A 21,399-nucleotide genomic window follows, 5' to 3' on the forward strand; every position below is an offset into this window, starting at 1 on the left:
AGGAATATGCGTCTCGACACCTCTCAACATCAGCGAATGGATATGCGGCTCCGGATGGCGCCCCGCATGATCCAGTCGATGGAAATCCTGCAACTTCCCCTCTTGGCATTGCAGGAGAGAATCGACCAAGAGCTGATCGAGAATCCCATCCTGGTGGACTTACGCGAAACGCCCGCTCCCGCTGAACCCGAGGCTGAATCCGAGGCCCCGTCGACTCCGGAAGAAACCCCTTCCCCTGAATTCGACGAATCCGATGATTGGGCTGACACTTATGGCGAGACCCATCGGCTCAGCCGCGCCGCATTGAGTGAAGAAGCTGATCGAAAGCATGATGCCATGCAAAACATGGCATCACGGCCAGAGTCACTCCACGACGATCTCGCACATCAGCTGAGTTTCCTCGAGTCCGACCCGGTTGTCCGGGCGATGGCCGATTACCTGATTTATAATCTGGATGATAACGGTTTCTTGAATGTCGAACTTCGAGATCTTGTCCGTGATCACGGCGGAGACGTGACACTCGCTCAGGCCGAAGAAGCTCTCGAACTCGTTCAGAAGCTCGATCCACCTGGGGTTGGTGCGCGAAATCTTCGCGAATGCCTGCTCTTACAGTTGACCCCGGATGTCCCTTATCGTGAGATCCTTCAGGTCCTGATCTCTAATCATCTCGACGATATCCAACAGAACCGATTGCCTGCGATTGAGAAGCGTACCGGCATCTCGATCGACGAAATCAAGAACGCGATCGAGCAGCTTCGTCGGCTCAATCCCCGACCTGGCGCCCGATATATGTCGCCGAATACACAATATGTCGTCCCCGACCTGGTCGTCGAGGCGAACGAGCATGGCGAATACGAGGTCCATCTAGCCGACGACCATACGCCGCAACTCGCCATTTCTCGACAGTATCAGCAGATGCTCAAAAACAAGCAGTCGGATCCTGTCACTCGCGAGTTCATTCAAAAGAAGATCCAGTCCGCCCGATGGCTGATCGAGTCGATCGAACAGCGCAGGAGCACCTTGCTGAAGGTGGCTCGCGCGATTATCGAGCACCAGAAGAATTTCCTCGATAAAGGCCCTGAAGCGATCGAGCCGCTCAAGATGCAGGAGATCGCCGACCGGGTGGAGGTCCATGTCACCACCGTAAGTCGCGCCGTGGATGACAAGTGGATTCAGACGCCACGCGGAATCTACGCGCTCAAGCGGTTTTTCGGGGGGGGTACCACCACCACCGACGGCGAAGAAGTTGCCTGGGAGACCATCAAACAGAAGCTCCTTGAGATCATCGCGAAGGAAGACAAACAGAGTCCTCTCTCCGATGAAGAAATCGTGGAAGAATTAGGGCGGCATGGGTTTCCGGTTGCACGAAGGACCGTGACCAAGTATCGGAAGGCCCTTCGAATCCCTTCGAGTCGTCAACGTAAGCAATTCTGATCGTTTGTAAGCTGGATTCATCAACTCTGAAATATGGACGATTTGGCCCGGGACACAGCCATGTGTATCCCGGGCCAATGTGTATCTCAAGTGAATCGCTCGGATCAAGCGGTATTAACTCGTCCAGGCACCCCGATCGGTGCTACGACAGGGCGATTCGTCTCGATCAAGGGGGAAATCACCGGCTTCGCTTCGACCAATCGATGCATCGCCACTTCGTATCCGACGATCCTGGTGTATTCCAGGATGTATTCCGCTTGCTTGAAGCCAATCTCGCGAGCAAGACGCTGAATAGTCGTCTCATTCTCATCCGCCGACTCCTTGGGCTGGCTAGGGTCGGTTTCCAAGGCGTCGTCGGCCAGATAGTCGAGTGAAACCCCTACGGCTCTCGCTAACGATATTGCATTTTCCAGACCAGGCAACGATTTGCCATTCATGATTCGGGAAATCTCGGAATCGCTAACGTCGGATTTGCGGGCCAACCTCTGGCCGTTCAAACCGAGCTGTAATATTTTTTGTCCGAGCTTCTCACTGAAACGGTTGCAGTTCTTCCACAACTTCTTTTCGGCCATCATGGTGTCTCCCGGTGGTTGACTGGATTATACGATGCTCATCGATCGCTTGGCGACTAGAATTTCCTGATACGCAAAAAAAATCCCAGATGATCAAGCCAGCTTCGAAAATCCCAGGCGGGGCTGATTCTCGTACCTGGGAGAGCCTGGATTGTGGTTCTGTGATTCAGTGATGATGCATTCCCGGAGTTCACAGATTATCCTGTCCGATCAAGAGGGCCGAGTAAGTGGAACCCGACCCGATCCGACCCGTTTCCGGCGCGGTGACTCATGGCTTTTGTTGACTCGAATACGATGGCCCTCCTCGATCACGATCACGATGCTCGGGAGGTAATCCTCAGGGCTACAGTCCGCCAAAGGCTAGCGGAGAAGCCCCCGCCTCGTTCCGAGGATCACATCGTCGCCACGTACTACTTCGCATTCCGGACCAATACCCTCGCCAAGGCGGTTGAGGAGATAAGCTACCACGCGACTAGCGGCGTCAAGCATCCTCCGAAAGGATCGCTTCTGGAGGCCTGCTCGGCAAGTCAGGCTGGGATCGATCCATTCGACTCTGGAGGCAAGGTCGGCCTCCTTCATGTCGCCTTCCCACTGAAGATGATGCTCCAGCCAGACGGCCATCTCACGACCTCGGATATCCTCCACACGGTGGCCGGGGCCGTCATTTTCGATATGTACGAGAATCGAGACGCCAGGCTAGTCGATCTCCAGATTCCGGATAAGGTCGTTCAAACCTTCCCGGGTCCAGCTTACGGCCCATACGGGCTCCGAAAGCTCGCCGGGTTCGCCGAGGATCAGCCGGCCTTCGGCACGATCCTGAAACCCACGGCCGGCATCACACCGGATGATGTGGAACGCTTGGTGGCCGAGATTGCCGGCTCTCGGCTCCTGATGTTCGTCAAGGAAGATGAAGACCTCTACCCGAACCTCGATTATTCTCCGGTTGGAGAGAGGACACGCCGGGCCGTTGCCGCAATCGAGCGGGCGAGGGAAGCTCGAGGAGGGTTGGGTCTGATCTATGCCCCGCATATTAGCGGGGCACCTCATGAGATACTCGATACTCTTCACGCGGTCCTTGAGGCCGGTGCCAACGGGGTTATGTTCAGTGAGACTTACGCTGGGGGAACCGTCCGAATGGTTCGCGAAGCGACCCGTTACCTCGAACATCCTCCGGCCATTTACGGGCATAATGCGGGGGTTGGGACTCGCTCCAATGGCGCGATCTTCCGAGAAGTGATCGATCTGCTGGCTCGTCTCGACGGGATCGATCTGCGCCAAACGGCCCCCGTCCGACCCGGCTCCCCTTATATTCGCCCTTACGGCCTGGAATGGCTTGCGTCCGAGGAGGCTCTCACTCGGCCCCTCCCCGGAATCAAACCGACCATGATCACTCGCGCCGGGGCGCTGGACCAGGGCAATCTGATCCTCAATCTGATGGATGTCGAGGATCGTGGACTCGTCCCGAACGTCCTGTTTCTGGCAGGCTCGGCCATCAACACCATCCAGAATGCGAAGGGTGAGCCCGACCCCAACTTGGGCACTGAAGCCATGCTTCAGGCCCTCGAAATTCACCGGTCGGGAGAACTCCGCGGCATCCCGATCGAAGGACATCTCGACGCCCTGGCCGATCTTGCTCGTCGACAGGGTCTAGGAGAGCTCCTCGAATCGCTCCGTCAGCGATATCCAGGGAGGGTCCTCTGATGGAGTCGGCCCGGATCGCCCGGATCCTCGATGAGATGGGGACACTCCTGGAGGTCCGCGGGGAGAATCCATTCCGATGCAGGGCCTATCACAATGCCGCTCAGGCTCTGAAGTCTCTTCCCTCGGATCTCTCACAGATGATTGCCGATGGCCAGTTGGCGAAGATCTCGGGTATCGGCTCAACGATGCTCGACAAGATCACCCAACTGGTGAACTCGGGGCACCTCCCGGCCTTCGACGAACTCAAGAGACAAACTCCACCCGGGCTCATTCCACTCCTCAGGGTTCCAGGCCTAGGTCCGAAGAAGATCAAGCTGCTTCACGATGAGTTGAAGATTCAGAGCCTCGCGGATCTTCGATCGGCCTGCGAGTCCGGAAAAATCGCAACTCTGAAAGGATTTGGGGCGAAGACCGAGGCGAAGATCCTCGAAGGGATCGACTTCATCGATTCCGTCGGTGATCGGATCTTGCAGAGTACCGCCCGGAGGCTAATCACTCCCATCTACCAGGCCATCCGAAGAGATTCGGGGGTGGTCCAGTCCGAGATCTGTGGAAGCCTCCGTCGCCGAGTGGACACGATCGGCGACCTGGACATCCTCTTTAGCTCTGCCGATCCTTCTCCGATCCTGGCACGTTTCGTCCAGCTACCGGAGGTTGCGAAGATCCTGGCTCACGGTGCGACCAAGGCGAGTGTCCGGCTTCTCGATGGTGTCCAATGCGATCTTCGAGGCGTCACGGACGATCAGTTTCCATTCGCGCTGCATTATTTCACCGGGTCGAAGTCGCATAACATCGCGATGAGGCGAAGAGCCATCGAACGAGGACTTCGACTCAGCGAGTACGGATTGGAGGGCGATTCGGGTCCAGTTACGTGCCGGAGCGAGGAGGAACTCTTCGCGGCCTTAGGCCTGTGTTTTATCACGCCGGAACTTCGCGAGGACATCGGAGAGATCGCTCAAGCCGAGGCAGGTCGTCTGCCTCGACTGGTCGAGCTCGAAGATCTGACGGGAACGTTTCATTGCCATACCGATTGGAGCGATGGCGGAGGGACTCTGGAAGAGATGGTCGAGGCTGCGCGAGCAGCCGGGCTTTCCTACCTCGGAATCGCCGATCATTCGAGATCGGCAGGATATGCCGGCGGGCTATCGATCGAGAGGGTCTATCGTCAGTGGGAGGAGATCGACAGGCTCAATGCCTCGCTCGATGGCTCGTTCCGGATCTTCAAGGGAACCGAGTGCGATATTCTGACAGATGGTTCGCTCGACTATACCGACGAGATACTGGCGGGATTTGACTATGTGATCGCAAGCATACATTCCGGATTCGGGATGGATCGATCGTCGATGACCGAGCGAATTAGGAGGGCGGTCCGGAACCCCTGGGTCACTATGCTAGGACACCCGACCGGCCGCCTTCTTCTGGCCCGCGACGGATATTCGGTGGACCTGGATCGGGTGATCGAGGCGGCAGCCGATTCGGGAACGATGATCGAAATCAACGCAAACCCGCATCGACTCGACCTTGATTCGGAACATTGCCGGAGAGCCGCCGAACAGGGCATCAAGATCGTGATTAACCCGGATGCCCACTCGATCAGTGGCCTCTCCGACCTCGAATATGGGGTGGGCGTGGCCCGCCGAGCCGGGCTTGAAGCATCTCGGATCTTCAACACGGCATCGTCCTCGAAGGTGGCAGAACTGCTCGCAAGTCGGCGGTATAAGAACTCCTAAAACAGGGAATCGAGGTGCGGCCCTCCTGCCACCCTTGCGGGGGTCTCCGGCTGTTCTATAATAAATGGATGAAGAAGGTTGCGAGACCGGATTACGCATCCGCGGGACGGTATCGGGGCCGAGTTGATCGAGTTGAATGTCGTGTCCTGTTTCTGATCGTTCCTCGATACAAAGATTCATGAACTCTCGTCAGACAAACCAGCTCAACCCGACGACTCGATGATCCCGGGAGGATTATCCCTCCCCCTCCGACAAGGACCAACGTCATGCCTCCTCCGAATCCCGTTGAGGCGAAATCGAAATACTTCAGCGTTGAGGAAGCCAACAAGTCGCTCCCCCTGGTCAAGGCAATCGTCGGCGACATCGTCAGCCAGTTTCAGATAGTCAACGATCTCAAAGCTCGATTGATCGAAGTTCAACGAGATCGTAGACGACCGGCACACGACGCTTATGCCGAGGAGATCGCCCAGAGTCAGTCCGAGTTGGAAGGTGAGGAGACCAAGCTTCACACATACATCGAAGAACTGACCCGACTGGGCGTCGAACTCAAAGGGCCTGATGGTCTTTGCGATTTCCCGAGCCTCCGCGATGGCCGAGAGGTCTATCTCTGCTGGCGACTGGGCGAGACCCAAGTGACGCACTGGCATGAAAAGAATGCGGGATTCTCGGGTCGTCAGCCAATCGATCGCTCATCGACTCGAACTGGACATCGGCCTATTTAGGAAGTGATTTCGCAGGCCTAATGCCCGAAGCAAACTAGATTTTCGGCATATCCTGATTATCATCCGGCCCTGGCTCGATTCCAAACGAGTCAGGTTTTTTTCGTTTACTCGAGAGTCCTAGGCCGGAGTTGGACCGAACCGACTGCATTCGGTAGACTTTCCCTCAATTCCACCGATCCGTATCGCCGGATTGAGACTGAATACGATCGAGGTCCAGTTCATGCAGAAGCCAAGGGTGATCACAATCGATGGGCCTGCTGGGGCCGGAAAAAGTACGGTCGCCCGCAGTTTATCCGATCGGCTGGGGTGGCGACTGCTCGATACCGGAGCCATGTACCGATCCATCGCTCTTGCCGCGCTTCGATCGAAGACGAATCTCAATAGCGATTCGGCCTTGGGGGATCTCGTCTCAAGGCTGGAATTGAAGATGCCACCAGGGCGTGTCTTGCTTAATGGAGAGGATGTCTCTTCGGACATCAGAGGGATCGAGGTCACCAGGTTGACACGATTCGTCGCGGACAGTCCCAGTGTCCGATCTCGATTAGTTGAGTGGCAGCGTCAATTTGCGAGAGATGAGAGACAAATCGTTACCGAAGGTCGAGATCAGGGGACCATTGTTTTCCCGGACGCATTTCGTAAGTATTTCCTCACCGCCTCGGATGAAGAACGTGCCCGGCGAAGGTATGCGGAATTCGCCGCTCGGGGTGAAATGATCTCTCCAGAGGAAGTCCTCCGCGAGCTAAGGATAAGAGACAGTCAGGACGCCTCTCGAGCGATTGCACCCATGCGCCCCGCTGACGATGCCAGCTTGATCGATTGCGGCGGTCTCGACTCCGATCAAGTTGTTGCTTACATCGAGAAAGACATCCGACAAATACTCGAGTCGGAAAGTGCGGTATCCTCCCATCGAGTTCATTCACACAAAGCTTAATCTATCCCGGCAGGATCGTCGAACAAGATGGTAGAAGATTCGGATCAGGCAAAGATAGAATCAGATCAGACATCCGAAAGCTCCAAAGGTCGGAGGCGTCGAGAGTCAGAGTCGTCGAAATCTCAGGATCGATCCTCCCTCGCTCGATTCTGGTATCGAATTGTTCAGTGGTTTTTCAGTACTCTGCTGGCTTCCCTCTCTGGACTACGCGCCACGGGTCGAGAAAATATCCCGGATCAGGGATCCGTGCTCCTCGTTTCCAATCACCTGAGCCATCTCGACGTACTGGTCCTCGGGATACTCTTGAAGAGACCCCTGAATTACGTCGCCCGTTCGACACTCTTCTTCTGGCCCCTGGGGCCTTTCATTCGATCGGTCGGCGCCTTCCCGATTCAACGAGACGGGATCGGAGCCCAAGGCTTGAAGGAGACCCTCAGAAGGCTCCGATCCGGCGGGATCGTCACGTTATTCCCAGAAGGAACGCGAACCTCGGATGGGCAACTTTCCGAACTCAAAGCAGGCATTGCGTTGTTAGCTGCCAAGGCAAAGGTTCCGATCCTACCCGCAGCCATTGCAGGATCATTTGAGAGCTGGCCCAAATATCGTAGTTTGCCCCTCCCACATCCGATCCGAGTTCATTTCGGTATACTGATAACCCCCGAAGAGATTCGTTCGCTCGGTCCCGAAGCACTTACAAATTTAATCCGAGAACAAATTCTCGAATGCCAAGCCATCGCCAGACGAGGACTCGAAGGGGATACGGCTGCAACAGGTCAGTGAGAAAAATCTCTCGTGTGGCGGTTCCGTCATCATTCGCGAGCGGGAACGAGATCGCCCATGTTCGGCCCATTGAACATCGTACGGAACTTGGCGGGATGTTCGCGATCAGAAAATGACGTTGGCCAGAATTCATTTTTCGGCTATGGTTCTGGCAATCAAGTCTCAAGATTACTCGTTCTGATATTTCGCGACCACATCGTTTGGCTTACATCCTTCTGATCGTATCTTGATTCTGGTAGGGTCCGAACCAGGATGTTCGGACCAGTTCGATCCATCGCCGGAATTCCGTTCTCGGCAGGAGGATTGCCGTGAAATACGACCTCAAATCTCGCAGAGCATTCTGGATCATCCTGGCGGGATGGGTCGGTTCATCGGGCTGCACCCACAACTATTATTACACGGGTGCACCCGCTTGCGGACCATCCGGGATCCCGATCTCCAGTCAAGTTGGCCAAGTTTGCGAAGTCCCGAATGGAGAGGCGGTTGTCTCAGAGTCACCTGCTTCGGTGATTCGATCGAATTCAAACATCGCTGCTCAGGGCAAGCAGAATGGCGTTTCGGTGGTGACCAATGGTCAACCTAGGGTCTTGATAAGTCAACCAGCTTTCGGACCTTCGATCGGACAGTCGGCCAGCCGATTCAAGTGGCGAGCCCCCGACCCGGAAACTCTGACGACCACGCGTGCCGAAGGATTTCTCGATGACGAGACAACGCGTCGATAGATGAGGGACGAACCCGATATGAGTCGGCGTAAGTCCTTTAGTGGAGCTCGATGCCTCGTGACTGGAGCGTCATCCGGGTTGGGACGAGCGATCGCCGAAGAATTAGTGAAAGCCGGTTCGAATGTCCTGCTAACTGGTCGATCCATAGATCGACTCGATCAGGTCGCCACCCATTTGGTGGCTTCAGGTGCCAGTCCCGACGCCGTAACTCGGATCGCAGCCGACTTGACCCTGGAACGAGGTCGCGAAGAGGTGCTGAGACTCGCCCGAGATCGATTCGGAGCACTGGACATCGTAGTCAATGCCGCAGGGGTCGGTGCGACGGGACATTTCGACACTCACGAGCCGGAAATTTTCCGATCAATATTCGAGATAAACGTATTTGCGTTGGTGGAAATGACTCGAATGAGCCTCCCGCTCTTGAGGCGTGGCGTACGACCGTCCCTGGTAAACCTAGGATCGATCGTGGCCCGTCGGGCTCTACCGGGTCGCCCGGAATATTCATCCAGTAAGTTCGCTGTCGCAGGTTTCACCGAATCGATCCGTGCCGAATGGTCGAAATATGGGATCCACGTCCTCTTGCTGAACCCAGGATTCACAAAGACTGAGTTTGAGCAGAATTTACTTGTGAACACGGCTCGAGTCCCCACTTCGCAAAAGCGGGTGATGACCGCCAAGAAGGTAGCCGAGCATACTTTGAAGGCTATTCGTCGAGGTCATCACGAGCTAACATTAACAACGGAAGGACAATTGCTCTTATTTATTAATCGTCTGGCCCCTCGAATCGTAGATGCCGGTTTTGCGTTTTTTACCCGTCGAGTTTTTCGCGATGTCGTCAGATCTTCCTGGGAAGTGAGCAGAGAAGAGTGAGGATTGCAACGTTCCGATCGATGACATAAAATTAACATCTTGGGCGATTAGCTCAGTCGGTAGAGCGCCTGCTTTACACGCAGGATGTCGGGGGTTCGAGTCCCTCATCGCCCACTTCACAAACCGTGAAATTTAGACGACTTAAACCCAAATCTTCCAGCGACCGGGATTTTCAGTGAGAGCCCGCCTCGATACCTTGGATAACCTCAGGAGATTGGGATAATCGACTCAGTCACAGGAGGGCCTCGAAAGATCCGCGTCGAGATCCCGAAGTGGGGGCAATCGCTCGATGACCTGCGACGCCTGGCCCTCCTGGCCGATCACCCCCGCACCCGCGAACGCGATAGTGCAACGCGGTTTCTGTAAATTCCGGGCTCGAAGTCGGCCAGGTCACCCCGGCCCCATCGTCAAATACTTCCGGTTCATCTCCCACTCTTCGCTGATCTCCATCGCCACGGCACTGATCAGCCGGAGGGCCGAAGCATCGTTCGGGAACAGTCCCGCCACTCGTGTCCGCCGCTTGATCTCCTCGTTCAACCGCTCCACCATGTTGCTCGTCCGCAGCCGCCGCCGATGCCGCGCGGCCAGGGCGAAGACCGTCAGCCCTTCGGGGATGTCCTCCTCCAGCCATTCGGCCAGCCTCGGGGCCTTGGCACGGTAACGCTTCACGACGATCTCCAGCTGCCGCTGGGCCTCGGGCCGATCCGGGGCATCGAACACCGCCCGGATGCCCTCGGCGACCTGGGTCCGCATCTCGGGCTTGGGTACGAAGGCCATGGCATTGTGCATCAGGTGGAACTGGCAGCGCTGCCACGGTACGCCGGTCATCCGGGCCTTGAGGGCCTGCCGTAACCCGGCGTGGTCGTCGCTGGTGACCTGCTTCACCCCGTGCAGGCCACGGGCCTGGAGTGAGGCCAGGAAGTCCCGCCAGTGGACCTCCGCCTCCGACAGCGAGACGCTCACCCCGAGCACCGACCGCTTCCCCTCGGGGTCGACGCCGATCGCCACCAGGACCGCACAAGGGACGACCGAGCCGCCGTGGCGGACCTTCTCGTAGCGGGCGTCGAGGATCAGGTAGGGCATCTCGCCGATCGGCCGAGTCCGCCACCGCTCCAGCTCCTCGTCGAGGGCCTCGGCGGCCCGGCTGACCTGGCTGCTCGTGACCTCCAGGCCGCAGAGCTTCTCGGTGATGGCGGCGACCTTGCGGGTCGAGACGCCCTGGACATACATCTCGGCGACGGCCAGCTTCAGCGCCCGCTCGCTGCGGACGCCCTTCTCCAGGGCGGAGGGGTAGAACTCGATCCCTCGAGTCTGCGGGACATCGACGGTGAGGGGGCCGAGGCGAGTGTGGAGGGTCTTGGGCTTGAACCCATTGGCATAGCCGTTGCGTCGCTCGGAGCGTTGGTAGGGGGCGGCCCCGAGGGCCTGGGTCCGCTCCAGTTTCATAACCTCGTTGAGCAGGACGGTGACGGCCCGGGCCATTCCGTCGAAGCCGTGCTCGGCGAGCAGTTCCGTCATCTCATCCCAGGCGTTAGTCTGCATCTGGTGGGTCATCGTCGGTCAAGCTCCATGTTGAGGTGTCGCAACCTTCCAAGGGAACGGCGATGACCTGCCGCTTCAAGCCCGATCCCCACCCGGATGGGAGGGGAATTTACAGAAACCAGGATGCACTACCGCGAACGCTTCCTGGCCCTCTCCCTGGTCGCCGACGGCACCCACAACGCTACCTCCTGGGCCGCCCAGTTCGGGCGTCAGGACGACACCGTGCTCGAGTCGGTCCACGACTACAACACTCAGGGGCCCGATGCCCTGACCTTCCGACGTACCGGCGGGCCGGCCCCCCTCTTGCGCCCGATCGAGCCCGGCAACTCGTCGAGGCCGTCACCACCTCTGAGCCGATCGAACACGGGCTGCCCGGCCACGGCTGGACGTTGAAGAGGCTCCGGCTGTGGGTGCAGAGTAACTTGGGCCGCACCGTGGGACGCCATGCGATCCGGCGGATTTTACTGGCCGCCAAGCTGAGCTGGAAGAGGATCGAGAAGCTGCTGGGCAAGGCCAGGGCCCCCAGGCGTGGCGAGCCCATCGCCCGGCTCGAGGAGCTATTCGCCCGCGTCTGTCGCGACGAAGTGAGGTTGGTCTACATCGATGAGCCGCACTTCCATCAGGATCTGGACGAGGGCTACACCTGGGGTCCCAGGGGCAAGCGGTCCTGGCGGGTCAGCACGTGCCCGGGGCTCTCGCAGCGGCTCAACTGGTACGGGGCGTACGACTTCACCCACGAGCAATGCCTGATCTGGCAAGACGGTCGGGGCGACGGCAATGCGGCGTACCACTTCCTGGAGCGTGTGGCCCGCTGGCGGGCCGGCCTTCCCGGAAAGGTCGTGGTGATCTGGAACAACGCCCCCTGCCACATCGCCAAGGTGGTGACCGGGCATGCCGAGGAGTTGGGGGTCGAGTTGGTCTTCCTGCCGTGCTACAGCCCGGACCTTAACCCGATCGAGAGGCAGTGGGACTGGATGCGCGAGGATGTGACACGGGGCCACTGCCACGCCAGCCTGACGGCGTTGAGCGAAGCTTGCCAGCGGTTCATCGCCGGGATCAATGCCGCTCCCGAAACCGTGGTCGATCGACTCTGGCCGAAGTTTGAACTCGATCCGGAGTATGAGTCGAAACTCCTGGTCTCAACGTGAACAGGGATTAAGTTTAGAAATCAGGCGAATCAACCATATAGTAAGGATGAATTTTCGAGGTTTGACGCTGATCCATTGTCGAGAACACACCTTGACGAATCACCGGCGTGGGGAGACTCACCTACAATGAAATCGGAAAACGCATTAAAAAATGCAAAATCACTTCTGGTTTTCCTGGCCCTATTCTTGAGATGCTGGAACGGATCATCGGAAGCGCAGATCACAAGTGCTGATTACGACCGAGCGAATCGACTCGCCTCTAGGATGCAGGGAAGAGTCTTTCGGGATCACATCGATCCGCACTGGTTCGGGGAGGATTCTCGATTCTGGTACCGACTCGAACTTGCGGGAGGTGCCATCGAGTTCATCGAGGTGGATGCACGAAGTGGGACCCGAAAGCCAGCATTTGCACATGACCGAATTGCAGATGCGATTACAAAAGTTGCGGGGCATCCAATTGACTCGAATCACCTGCCGATCGACTTCATTCAGATCGAGGACAACGGTAAGATTCGATTCAATTTCGAAGGGGCTGGTCTGAGTTATGATCCGGTCTCAGATCGGCTTGCGGAATCCGAGCCATTGACGCAACCGAAGGTCTCTCCCGAGGCATCTCGTCGTAGAAGAGAGTATCGACCTCGCCAAGCGACTCCAAGAAATGAACAATCTCCCGACGGGAAATGGAAGACGTCCGTCCGCGACTTTAACCTATATCTTGAGGCCGTCGCGAGCGGAGAGATTATCGCGCTCGGTACCGATGGTTCCGAAGAGTCGCCCTACGAATCGCGAGTCTTCTGGTCGCCAGATTCCAAGAAGTTGGTCGCGCTTAAGACGACACGAGGAGACGATCGAGAGGTGAACCTGATCGAGTCATCTCCGAGATCTCAATTACAGCCGAGATTATCCTCATTTCAATATTTGAAGCCGGGTGACAAGATTCCGGTCACCAAGCCTAGACTTTTCGATGTCGAGCGATTGGAGCAGGTTCGATTCTCGGATGAGCATTTTGACAACCCTTGGAGCATTGAAGAAATTCGCTGGAAGCCTGACTCGTCGCGTTTCACCTTCATCTATAATCAGAGAGGGCACCAAGTTCTCAGAGTCCTCTGCATAGATGCCGTGACGGGAGAGGTTCGGATCTTGGTCGACGAGAGGAGTCGAACCTTCATCGATTATTCGAATAAGACTTTCCTTCAGTTCATCGACGACACGAACGAATTGATCTGGATGTCGGAAAGGGACGGTTGGAATCATCTCTATCTGATCGATGCGAGTTCCGGCACGATCAAGAAGCAGATAACTCAGGGTGAATGGGTAGTCCGGGGAATCGACCGGATCGACTTAAATAAGCGTCAAATATGGTTTCGTGCGATGGGGATATTCCCCGGGCAGGATCCTTACAATCTCCACCACGCTCGAGTTGATTTCGACGGGAGTCACCTCGTCAGGTTGACGGACGGTGATGGTTCCCATCGGATCCAATACTCGCCGGATCGCAAATCTATAATCGACACGTATTCGCGTGTAGACTTGGCACCCGTCACCGAACTTCGGAAGGTCGAGGATGGATCGCTCATTTGCGAACTAGAACGCGGGGATGACTCAGCGTTGAAATCGGAAGGGTGGGCCTCGCCCGAACGATTCGTCGCGAAGGGACGCGATGGTCAGACAGATATCCATGGTGTCATCTTTCGACCGACGAATCTCGACCCCTCGAAACACTATCCCGTCATCGAGATGATCTATGCGGGGCCGCAGGGTGCGTTCGTGCCTAAGGAATTCTCGGCCTATTTCAGGACTCAGTCGCTTGCCGAGATCGGGTTCGTCGTCGTTCAGATTGACGGCATGGGCACAAACTGGCGTTCCAAGGCCTTTCACGATGTCTGTAGCCGAAACCTCGCCGATGCTGGATTTCCTGACCGAATCCTTTGGATGAAATCGGCCGCGGCCAAATATCCCTACCTCGATCTCTCACGAGTGGGCGTTTACGGTGGATCGGCTGGCGGCCAAAATGCCCTGGGAGCCCTGCTTTTCCACGGAGATTTTTACAAGGCGGCTGCGTCCGACTGCGGATGTCATGACAATCGCATGGACAAAATCTGGTGGAATGAAGCCTGGATGGGATGGCCGATTGGGCCGCATTACGCCGAGCAATCCAATGTGACGAATGCCCACAGGCTTCGGGGTGCGCTACTGCTCACGGTAGGCGAGCTCGATCACAATGTTGACCCCGCCTCGACACTGCAAGTCGTCGCTGCTCTCATTCGAGCGAACAAAGACTTCGAACTCGTTGTATTTCCGGGTGCCGATCACGGCGCCGGAGGTGGCGCTTATGGTGAGCGACGACGACGTGACTTTTTCGTGAAGAACCTACTCCATCTCGATCCGCCCAACCGGAATATCACATCAAGCGAAGGGGATGACTGATGGTAAGATCAAAATGCTGGGTCGTCTGCACCGCCTTGCTCCTGCCGTCAGTTCAACTATTCGGTGCGGTTCGAGGAGCGCCGATTGAGTCGCCCAAAGTTGCCTCATCCCCTGAAGCTCCCTCCTCGGGAGAACTTGATCTTTCTTCCAGCGAGATGCGACCGCTGATCGAAAGGTTTTCGAACGATCGAAGGAGCCTTGATAGGTCGATCCCAGCTATTTGGTCGCAATCCCGACAGAAGAGGCTAGAGGCCTTCCAGCGAGAGTGGATTGCACTGATCGAAAAACTCGATTTCGAATCGATGAGTCGAGACGGTCGTATCGACTACCTCCTCCTCCGAAACGAGCTCGATCATGGACTTCGACAGCTCGAGCTCGAGTCCCGAAGAATGAGGGAGATTGATTGTCTCGTCCCGTACGCCGAAACGATCGTCACCCTGGAAGAGTCCCGGCGGAAGATGGAGGCGATCGATCCTCCCGCAATCGCCGATCTCCTGAACGAATTGACTCAGCGTATTCGTCTGTCGACTAAGGATCTAGAAGCTTCAAATCCTGAAGAGCGTAAGAAGAATTCTGAGGTAGAGAATTCGGCAAAGTCCGGCTCGATATCTCGCTCCCTCGCACTTCGCACGGCCGGATTCATCGACGATCTCGATCGAACTCTAGAACGATGGTTCGGGTTCTACAAGGGATACGATCCCTCTTTTAGCTGGTGGGCGACCGAGCCCTACAAGACTGTCCAGAAGTCATTGTCGGATCATGCTGCGATGTTCCGGGAGAAGATCGCCGGCATCAAGCCTGGTGAATCCTCCGATGGCGGCGAAATCGTCGGCGATCCGGTTGGACGGGAAGCATTATTGGCAGACCTCGAATCCGAGATGATCCCCTATACACCGGAGGAACTGGCCGCCATCGCGGAGAAGGAATTGGCCTGGTGTGAGGTCGAAAAGCGGAAGGCCTCGAACGATCTCGGCTTCGGAGACGACTGGCAACGTGCCCTGGAACACGTCAAGAAAAAGTTCGTCGAGCCTGGTAAGCAACCTGATCTCATTCGAGATCTGGCCCGGGAATCGGTAGATTTCCTTGAGGAACGCGACCTGGTCACGATCCCACCCCTGGTGAAAGAAACCTGGCGAATGGAAATGATGTCGCCGGCACGACAACTGGTAAATCCTTTCTTCACGGGTGGCGAGGTGATTAGCGTCTCATTTCCCACGGATGCAATGAATCACGAGCAGAAACTGATGAGTCTTCGCGGGAACAATATCCACTTTTCGAAGGCCACGGTTCATCACGAGTTGATTCCCGGTCACCACCTACAGGGTTTCATGTCGACCCGACATCGGAGCTATCGGCGTGAATTCTCGACGCCATTCTCGATAGAGGGGTGGGCCTTATACTGGGAACTACGACTCTGGGACCTCAACTTTGCACGCTCCCCCGAGGATCGACTCGGGATGCTCTTCTGGCGGAGCCACCGATGCGCCCGAATTCTGTTCTCGCTCAACTTTCATCTGGGAAAGATGTCACCAGAGGAGTGTGTAGATTTGCTGGTGAACCGGATCGGCCACGAACGCGCCAACGCCGAAGGAGAAGTTCGACGATCGTTCGAGGGTTCGTATTCTCCGCTCTATCAGGCAGCTTATTTACTTGGCGGTCTCCAGCTGAGGGCCTTACACGGCGAGTTGGTCAAAACAGCTAAGATGACAGAGAAGGCCTTCCACGATGCGGTCCTTCGGGAGAATCAGATTCCGGCTGCTATGATTCGCGCCAGTCTCACCGAGATTGATCTGGACCGGGAAGGCACGGCGGCTACATGGAAATTTTATGAGGTTGAACCGCTAAAGCCTTGAGTCCGATCGGCCGGGGTTGACCGACTTTTCCTGAAAAGCTATGGTCCCGGGGCCGCCGGACTTGTTTCGTCCCGTCGACCGCGACGGGCCGAGCTAAGGCCGACGGCCCCATGGACGGGGCCAATCGGTCGGACGGCTTACCCCCTCAATCTTCGGGGGCCGGTGGCGGGGGTCCTCCCCGAGCCTGTTACAGCTCGTTGCAAGGAGGCAGGTCGATGCGGCGGATTCTCTCCAGTCGCGCCAGGGTCCTCGGGACCATGGTCGCAGGCGCGGCCTTGATCTTGACAGGTGCCGGCAAGGGCAAGCCACCTCTAAAGGATGTGCCTCCTCCCAAGGTCGACGAAACCGTCGGCGATGTGGCCAGCATCATCGGTGCTGACCTCATGGTGGAAGGAGTGGGATTGGTTATCGGGCTCGAAGGTACCGGATCGGAACCTGCACCCTCAGCCCAGACGACCAAGCTACTCGACGAGATGAAAAAATCAGGAGTGGAGCATCCTGAACGGATGTTTCAATCTTCGAATGCATCTATTGTCATTGTCCGCGCGCATTTCCCAGCAGGGCTTACAACCTTCGACAAGTTCGATGTCGAGATCGAGCTTCCTCCCGCCAGCGCAACCTCAAGTCTGGCTGGGGGTTGGCTGGTATCAACTCAACTAGCCCAAAAAGCCATGACCCGCGAAGGAGAGAAGGACGACAAGGTCATCGCCACAGCCGGTGGTCCGATCATGGTCGGAACTAATTCGCGACCAAATGACCCCAAATTTGGACAGGTCCTGGGTGGAGGACGTGGTAAGGAGGACTCCCCTTACTTGATCTCGATCAAGGAATCGAGGCGAAGTGGGAAAACCTCAAAACTTCTCGAAGACCGGATCAAGGAGAGGTTTCATCAAGTCGAGGGGTCCGATCGGAAGGGAATGGCTATTGCCCGGACCGACTCGGCCTTGGTCCTAAAGGTGCCCAGGATTTATCACCACAACCAAGATCGCTATCACCTGATCATCAAATATCTCTCGCTCGTAGACAATCCTGCCCTACGCGAGCAAAGGCTGGCGCGCTGGGGGAAGGAATTGATTGACCCGAAGAAGTCGGGTATCGCCGCGATCAAGTTGGAAGGGATCGGACCCAACGCCATCCCGACCCTCAAGGCAGGACTGAGCGCGACCGACGAGACTTGTCGGTTCTTCGCAGCTGAGGCCTTGGCCTACCTTAATGAGGGAGACAGTGCGGCTGTCTTGGCGGACGTTGCGAGAAAAAAGCCTGAATTTCGGTCCTTCGCCCTCAAGGCGATGGCTTCCATGAACGATTCGGCTTCCCTGATCCAACTTCGAAAGCTGATGGCCGAGCCTGATTATGAACTGAGGTACGGGGCCTTCGATGCGCTTCGAACTCTGGATCCGACCGACCCATTTCTCGGCAAGAATCAGGTCCTCGAGGATCTTCCCGAGCCGGAACCCGTGGACGACATGGCAATTAGGTCCGGATCGATCACTTTCCGCAAGCCAAAACCACGTCGAGAAGAGCCCTTCGCGCTGTATGTGGTCGATTGCGAAGGGCCGCCGATGATCCACGTCTCGCGAAGTCTCCGTTGCGAGATTGTCGTGTTTGGACGCGATCAACGGCTGCTCACCCCGATCGTTCTCGGAGCTGGTGGGCCGCTCCTGCTTAATGCCTCGGATGGTGATGAGCAGGTTCAGATCTGCAAGATCAACTCCAAGACCTTGGATGCCCCTGAATCGAAGGTCAACAGTCCCCTGGAGGTGGCAGAGATCATCCGGGTGATGGCGAACCTCGGAGCATCCTATCCCGATATCGCGACGGTTCTGGGAGCCGCGTCCATTCAGAAGAACCTGGTGGGTCCATTCGTCATCGATGCCTTGCCTGCGCCGAATAAGGCGTACGACGAAGCTCAATTAGCTAGCGAAACGTCAAAGAAGGACGAAGAGCTGAAAAAAACCGGCCTAAACGAAAAGCGATCGTCGATTCGAGAGCGGTTCAAAAACCTCTTCAATCGAGAAAATCGCTAAAGAATAGAAGCGGGGCGGGCCTTCCCCGCCCCGATTAAACCTCGGACTGATGTACGCACTCCCTCCCAATCCCACCATCCCTCCCATTTCCAAGATCCCACAATTTCGTTGAGAGCAGTCGCGACCCATCCTCAAGAAACGGGCGGCGAAACACGAAAATTAGTCTTGACGGTCAGGTTCGCTACGGCAAGGAGGCAGCAGCGACCCCTTGAGTGGCCCCGGACCGGTCAAGCCTCCCCCGACGCAGGGGGGGCCTCTTTCGATTGGTGATCGGGCGTCGAGCCATAAACTCGGCGACCGCCCGCAACCTCGCCGGCCATTCGAGGCGGATGCCTCGGATGGACGTGCCTCGGGACGATCGAGAGAGCAGCGGAGGAGCGTCCGCCCGAAAGGGCGATCCGAATCGTCGCCTCCCTTGGCGCTTTAGGTCTGGGGGGGAGAGGGTGAGGTCCGCCGCCGCGCCGACTTGGGTCCTACCGGAGGGGAGAGGAAACCTCCGAGGCCTCGCACCATTCCAGGGAGTGGAGTCCTCGATATGAAGAAAGTCTTTACAACCGGTCAGGTCGCGAAAATTTGTAAAGTCGCGCCTCGTACCGTTAGCAAGTGGTTCGATTCAGGCCGCTTGCGTGGATATAGAATTCCTGGTTCGCAGGACCGGCGAATTCCCCGAGAGCACCTGCTTCGGTTCCTGAAAGAACACGGTATGCCTCTGGGCGACCTGGAGGCGGAGGTCTATCACAAGATCCTCGTCGTCGGCGCCGACGCCCCGATGTTGTCATCGCTCCGAGAACATCTCCGAGAGGGAGACGACTTCCGAATCGAGACCGCCGCATCAGGTTTCGAGGCCGGAATTCGCGCCGAGAGCTTCCACCCGGACTGCATCGTCATCGACCTGGCCGTCGGTCGGATCGAAGCCGGGCAAATCGCGCAGAATCTCCGCAAGAGCCAGGATCATCTGACTACCATACTGGTCGCATTGACCAGCGATGAACCGAGCGAAGATATTTATAATCTCGGCTTCAATGATGCCTTCAAGAAGCCGTTCGACGGTGCTCTGCTCGCAGAGCGAGTCCGCCGCATGATTTCTCAGAAGAAGGCCGACGAGCCTTGATCTGACTCGTTCTTCAGAACGAGAATCGGCAGGCCCGAGGCTGCTCCCTGTAATGGGATTGGCCTCGGGCCCTCCTCATTTTTTAGTGGCGAATCAACAATTTCCGTCCGGAATGAACCCCTCGCATCTCGACCCAAGGTCGCTCATAATTCGTATTGCTATCGGAACGAAGTGTGCGAACTGGATGATCAAGCCCAATGTCGATGAGCCTGGCAGGGATGAAGCGTTCGCCAGCGGTCCATACGAAGGGAATCCGTAGTACGGCCTTGGGAATTGCCGGGATCGCGACTCTGTTGGTAATACTGACGATCGGCGATCCCGGAATCACGGTCGATGAGCCGCTTGATGTCCGACCGGGTCGGACCTACATCTCGGCACTTCGTTCTCGGGGAATTCATTTCTTCGATCGTGAAGTCGTGGATCAGGTGTTTCGGGATAATTCAGAACATCCACCACTCGGACGATGGCTCCTCGGGATAGCCTCGACGATGGGCGAACCCTTCGAGATTCTCGCGAAGGGCGGCCCCGACCCGGTCGGAATATATGTGGTGGCAGGGCGGCTAGCTCCTGCACTGATTTTTGGTCTGATGGTTGGACTGGTCAGCCTGGAGTCCGGCCGGAGGTATGGCCGAGTAGCCGGACTTTCGGCAGGGTTCGCTCTTTTGATTATGCCTCGCATGTTCGCGCATGCCCACATCGCGGCCCTAGATACGTTCATCGCCTTCTTTTGGGTATTGGCGCTACTCGCGGCTCTGAAGGCGGTAGAAGGGAATCAGCCAACCTTCGGGATGTTGTTCGCCGGTCTCGCCTGGGGCCTGGCACTTTTAACCAAAATTCACGCCTGGTTTCTCCCTCCGATCGTACTGGCCTGGTGCCTGCTCCATTTGAGACCTCGCCGAGCCTTGCTGGTTTGGTCGCTCTGGCTCATAAGCGGCCTGACCATCTTTTTTGCCGGCTGGCCATGGCTCTGGGCAGATCCGGTCGGGCGACTCGGAGCCTACCTGGTTACCGGAATCGAACGAGTCTCGATCCGAGTTCTTTATTTCGGTACGGTCTATCAAGACCGCGACGTCCCCTGGCATTACCCCTGGTTCTACTTGCTGACGACTATTCCGGTCGGCCTACTCGCGATCGGAATTCTCGGGGCGGTGCGAGGACCGGCAGAGCGGAAGCTCGAGCGTTATGCGTTATTCTTGGTCGGGTCGATCGCCTTCTTCCCGCTCATCTTCAGTACGAACGTGCCAGTCTATGATTGCGAAAGGCTCTTCCTCGTATCATTCCCAATTCTAGCAATTCTGGTGGGCCGAGGATTCGCGTTCCTTTGGGAGCATGCCACATCCTGGAGTCGGTACGTCCTGGTTTTTCTCCTCCTCGGTCAAAGCTACGGCATCCTGGCTTTCCACCCTTTCGGACTGAGTTATTACAACCTCTTGGTCGGAGGCCTCCCCGGGGCGGAGCGACTCGGCTTGGAACTAACTTATTGGGGCGACACCGTCGACGGTCCGCTACTCAACCGACTGGCCGAATTGGCTCAGGAAGGGCAGTCCGTTGCTCTAGCCCCGACCCTGGCCCCAGACCAGGGTAAAGTGGTCACGACCCGACGCCTGGCACGCATCCCGATCGTTATTCAGGATCAGGACTACACCGACCGTTCGGATTGGCTGCTTGTGTCGAGGAGATCCGCCTATTGGACAGATGAAGTCCGTTCCAGACTTGAAAGCGATCCTCTCGTCATGACTCGATCGAAACAAGGGGTCTGGCTCTCGAAGTTAATTGGGCCACGAATCCTCAAAAAGCCCTAGCCACCTGTTGTTCATCCTCTATAATAC

15 protein-coding genes and 1 tRNA gene are annotated in these 21,399 nt (G+C 56.9%); 14 read left to right on the plus strand and 2 right to left on the minus strand.

All coding sequences use genetic code 11. The features are described from left to right. The first annotated feature begins 6 nt into the window (after nucleotides 1–6). Nucleotides 7–1,434, plus strand: a complete 1,428-nt coding sequence (gene rpoN / locus P12x_RS20075; protein WP_435006462.1) for an RNA polymerase factor sigma-54 — start codon at nucleotides 7–9, stop codon at nucleotides 1,432–1,434. 104 nt (nucleotides 1,435–1,538) lie between these two features. Here the strand turns inward: rpoN and P12x_RS20080 are convergent, their stop codons facing one another. Then, complete coding sequence (locus P12x_RS20080; RefSeq protein ID WP_435006463.1) at nucleotides 1,539–2,009, minus strand: helix-turn-helix domain-containing protein; 471 nt, start codon at nucleotides 2,007–2,009, stop codon at nucleotides 1,539–1,541. A 291-nt stretch (nucleotides 2,010–2,300) separates the two neighbouring features. Between P12x_RS20080 and P12x_RS20085 the strand changes: the two genes are divergently transcribed. The 7 genes from P12x_RS20085 to P12x_RS20115 all read left to right on the plus strand — a co-directional run bounded on the left by P12x_RS20085 (nucleotide 2,301) and on the right by P12x_RS20115 (nucleotide 9,576). Further along, nucleotides 2,301–3,707, plus strand: coding sequence for a RuBisCO large subunit C-terminal-like domain-containing protein (locus P12x_RS20085; protein ID WP_435006464.1), 1,407 nt, complete (start codon nucleotides 2,301–2,303; stop codon nucleotides 3,705–3,707). After that, nucleotides 3,707–5,437, plus strand: a complete 1,731-nt coding sequence (polX, locus tag P12x_RS20090; protein WP_435006465.1) for a DNA polymerase/3'-5' exonuclease PolX — start codon at nucleotides 3,707–3,709, stop codon at nucleotides 5,435–5,437. Before P12x_RS20085 ends, polX begins: the two co-directional genes overlap by 1 nt. A gap of 266 nt (nucleotides 5,438–5,703) precedes the next feature. Then, complete coding sequence (locus P12x_RS20095) at nucleotides 5,704–6,159, plus strand: DUF2203 domain-containing protein (protein ID WP_435006467.1); 456 nt, start codon at nucleotides 5,704–5,706, stop codon at nucleotides 6,157–6,159. 220 nt (nucleotides 6,160–6,379) lie between these two features. Continuing rightward, complete coding sequence (cmk, locus tag P12x_RS20100) at nucleotides 6,380–7,090, plus strand: (d)CMP kinase (RefSeq protein WP_435006469.1); 711 nt, start codon at nucleotides 6,380–6,382, stop codon at nucleotides 7,088–7,090. Nucleotides 7,091–7,117: 27 nt separating this feature from the next. Then, a complete protein-coding gene (locus P12x_RS20105) occupies nucleotides 7,118–7,870 on the plus strand; it encodes a lysophospholipid acyltransferase family protein (protein ID WP_435006470.1) in 753 nt (250 codons plus the stop codon). A 740-nt stretch (nucleotides 7,871–8,610) separates the two neighbouring features. After that, the gene (locus tag P12x_RS20110; RefSeq protein WP_435011697.1) at nucleotides 8,611–9,462 is read left to right on the plus strand and encodes an SDR family NAD(P)-dependent oxidoreductase; all 852 of its coding nucleotides are present in this window, start codon (nucleotides 8,611–8,613) and stop codon (nucleotides 9,460–9,462) included. 41 nt (nucleotides 9,463–9,503) lie between these two features. After that, nucleotides 9,504–9,576: transfer RNA gene (locus P12x_RS20115), tRNA-Val, on the plus strand. A 276-nt stretch (nucleotides 9,577–9,852) separates the two neighbouring features. Here the strand turns inward: P12x_RS20115 and P12x_RS20120 are convergent. Beyond that, nucleotides 9,853–11,016 (minus strand): IS256 family transposase, encoded by a 1,164-nt coding sequence (locus tag P12x_RS20120; protein ID WP_435006471.1) that lies wholly within the window; start codon nucleotides 11,014–11,016, stop codon nucleotides 9,853–9,855. 50 nt (nucleotides 11,017–11,066) lie between these two features. Here P12x_RS20120 and P12x_RS20125 point away from each other — a divergent pair, with 50 nt between their 5' ends. The 6 genes from P12x_RS20125 to P12x_RS20150 all read left to right on the plus strand — a co-directional run bounded on the left by P12x_RS20125 (nucleotide 11,067) and on the right by P12x_RS20150 (nucleotide 21,372). Next, complete coding sequence (locus P12x_RS20125) at nucleotides 11,067–12,152, plus strand: IS630 family transposase (RefSeq protein ID WP_435006472.1); 1,086 nt, start codon at nucleotides 11,067–11,069, stop codon at nucleotides 12,150–12,152. Between the two features lie 126 nt (nucleotides 12,153–12,278). Then, nucleotides 12,279–14,579 (plus strand): prolyl oligopeptidase family serine peptidase, encoded by a 2,301-nt coding sequence (locus P12x_RS20130; RefSeq protein WP_435006473.1) that lies wholly within the window; start codon nucleotides 12,279–12,281, stop codon nucleotides 14,577–14,579. A gap of 155 nt (nucleotides 14,580–14,734) precedes the next feature. Further along, nucleotides 14,735–16,432, plus strand: a complete 1,698-nt coding sequence (locus P12x_RS20135) for a DUF885 family protein (RefSeq protein WP_435011698.1) — start codon at nucleotides 14,735–14,737, stop codon at nucleotides 16,430–16,432. Between the two features lie 215 nt (nucleotides 16,433–16,647). Continuing rightward, the gene (locus P12x_RS20140; protein WP_435006475.1) at nucleotides 16,648–18,459 is read left to right on the plus strand and encodes a flagellar basal body P-ring protein FlgI; all 1,812 of its coding nucleotides are present in this window, start codon (nucleotides 16,648–16,650) and stop codon (nucleotides 18,457–18,459) included. A gap of 535 nt (nucleotides 18,460–18,994) precedes the next feature. Continuing rightward, nucleotides 18,995–19,570, plus strand: coding sequence for a helix-turn-helix domain-containing protein (locus P12x_RS20145; RefSeq protein ID WP_435006476.1), 576 nt, complete (start codon nucleotides 18,995–18,997; stop codon nucleotides 19,568–19,570). Between the two features lie 197 nt (nucleotides 19,571–19,767). Beyond that, nucleotides 19,768–21,372 carry an ArnT family glycosyltransferase gene (locus P12x_RS20150; protein ID WP_435006477.1) on the plus strand — a complete coding sequence of 535 codons (1,605 nt, stop codon included), beginning with the start codon at nucleotides 19,768–19,770 and terminating at the stop codon, nucleotides 21,370–21,372. Nucleotides 21,373–21,399: the final 27 nt, after the last annotated feature.

This window comes from Tundrisphaera lichenicola (assembly GCF_051175385.1).
In the GTDB taxonomy this organism is placed as follows: domain Bacteria; phylum Planctomycetota; class Planctomycetia; order Isosphaerales; family Isosphaeraceae; genus Tundrisphaera; species Tundrisphaera lichenicola.

Coding starts and splice junctions, on each gene's coding strand:
- P12x_RS20095 (WP_435006467.1), top strand. CDS start 5,704: ATGCCTCCTCCGAATCCCGTTGAGGCGAAATCGAAATACTTCAGCGTT.
- P12x_RS20145 (WP_435006476.1), top strand. CDS start 18,995: ATGAAGAAAGTCTTTACAACCGGTCAGGTCGCGAAAATTTGTAAAGTC.
- P12x_RS20080 (WP_435006463.1), bottom strand. CDS start 2,009: ATGATGGCCGAAAAGAAGTTGTGGAAGAACTGCAACCGTTTCAGTGAG.
- cmk (WP_435006469.1), top strand. CDS start 6,380: ATGCAGAAGCCAAGGGTGATCACAATCGATGGGCCTGCTGGGGCCGGA.
- P12x_RS20140 (WP_435006475.1), top strand. CDS start 16,648: ATGCGGCGGATTCTCTCCAGTCGCGCCAGGGTCCTCGGGACCATGGTC.
- P12x_RS20120 (WP_435006471.1), bottom strand. CDS start 11,016: ATGACCCACCAGATGCAGACTAACGCCTGGGATGAGATGACGGAACTG.
- P12x_RS20150 (WP_435006477.1), top strand. CDS start 19,768: ATGTCGATGAGCCTGGCAGGGATGAAGCGTTCGCCAGCGGTCCATACG.
- polX (WP_435006465.1), top strand. CDS start 3,707: ATGGAGTCGGCCCGGATCGCCCGGATCCTCGATGAGATGGGGACACTC.
- P12x_RS20130 (WP_435006473.1), top strand. CDS start 12,279: ATGAAATCGGAAAACGCATTAAAAAATGCAAAATCACTTCTGGTTTTC.
- rpoN (WP_435006462.1), top strand. CDS start 7: ATGCGTCTCGACACCTCTCAACATCAGCGAATGGATATGCGGCTCCGG.
- P12x_RS20085 (WP_435006464.1), top strand. CDS start 2,301: ATGGCCCTCCTCGATCACGATCACGATGCTCGGGAGGTAATCCTCAGG.
- P12x_RS20110 (WP_435011697.1), top strand. CDS start 8,611: ATGAGTCGGCGTAAGTCCTTTAGTGGAGCTCGATGCCTCGTGACTGGA.
- P12x_RS20125 (WP_435006472.1), top strand. CDS start 11,067: ATGACCTGCCGCTTCAAGCCCGATCCCCACCCGGATGGGAGGGGAATT.
- P12x_RS20135 (WP_435011698.1), top strand. CDS start 14,735: ATGCGACCGCTGATCGAAAGGTTTTCGAACGATCGAAGGAGCCTTGAT.
- P12x_RS20105 (WP_435006470.1), top strand. CDS start 7,118: ATGGTAGAAGATTCGGATCAGGCAAAGATAGAATCAGATCAGACATCC.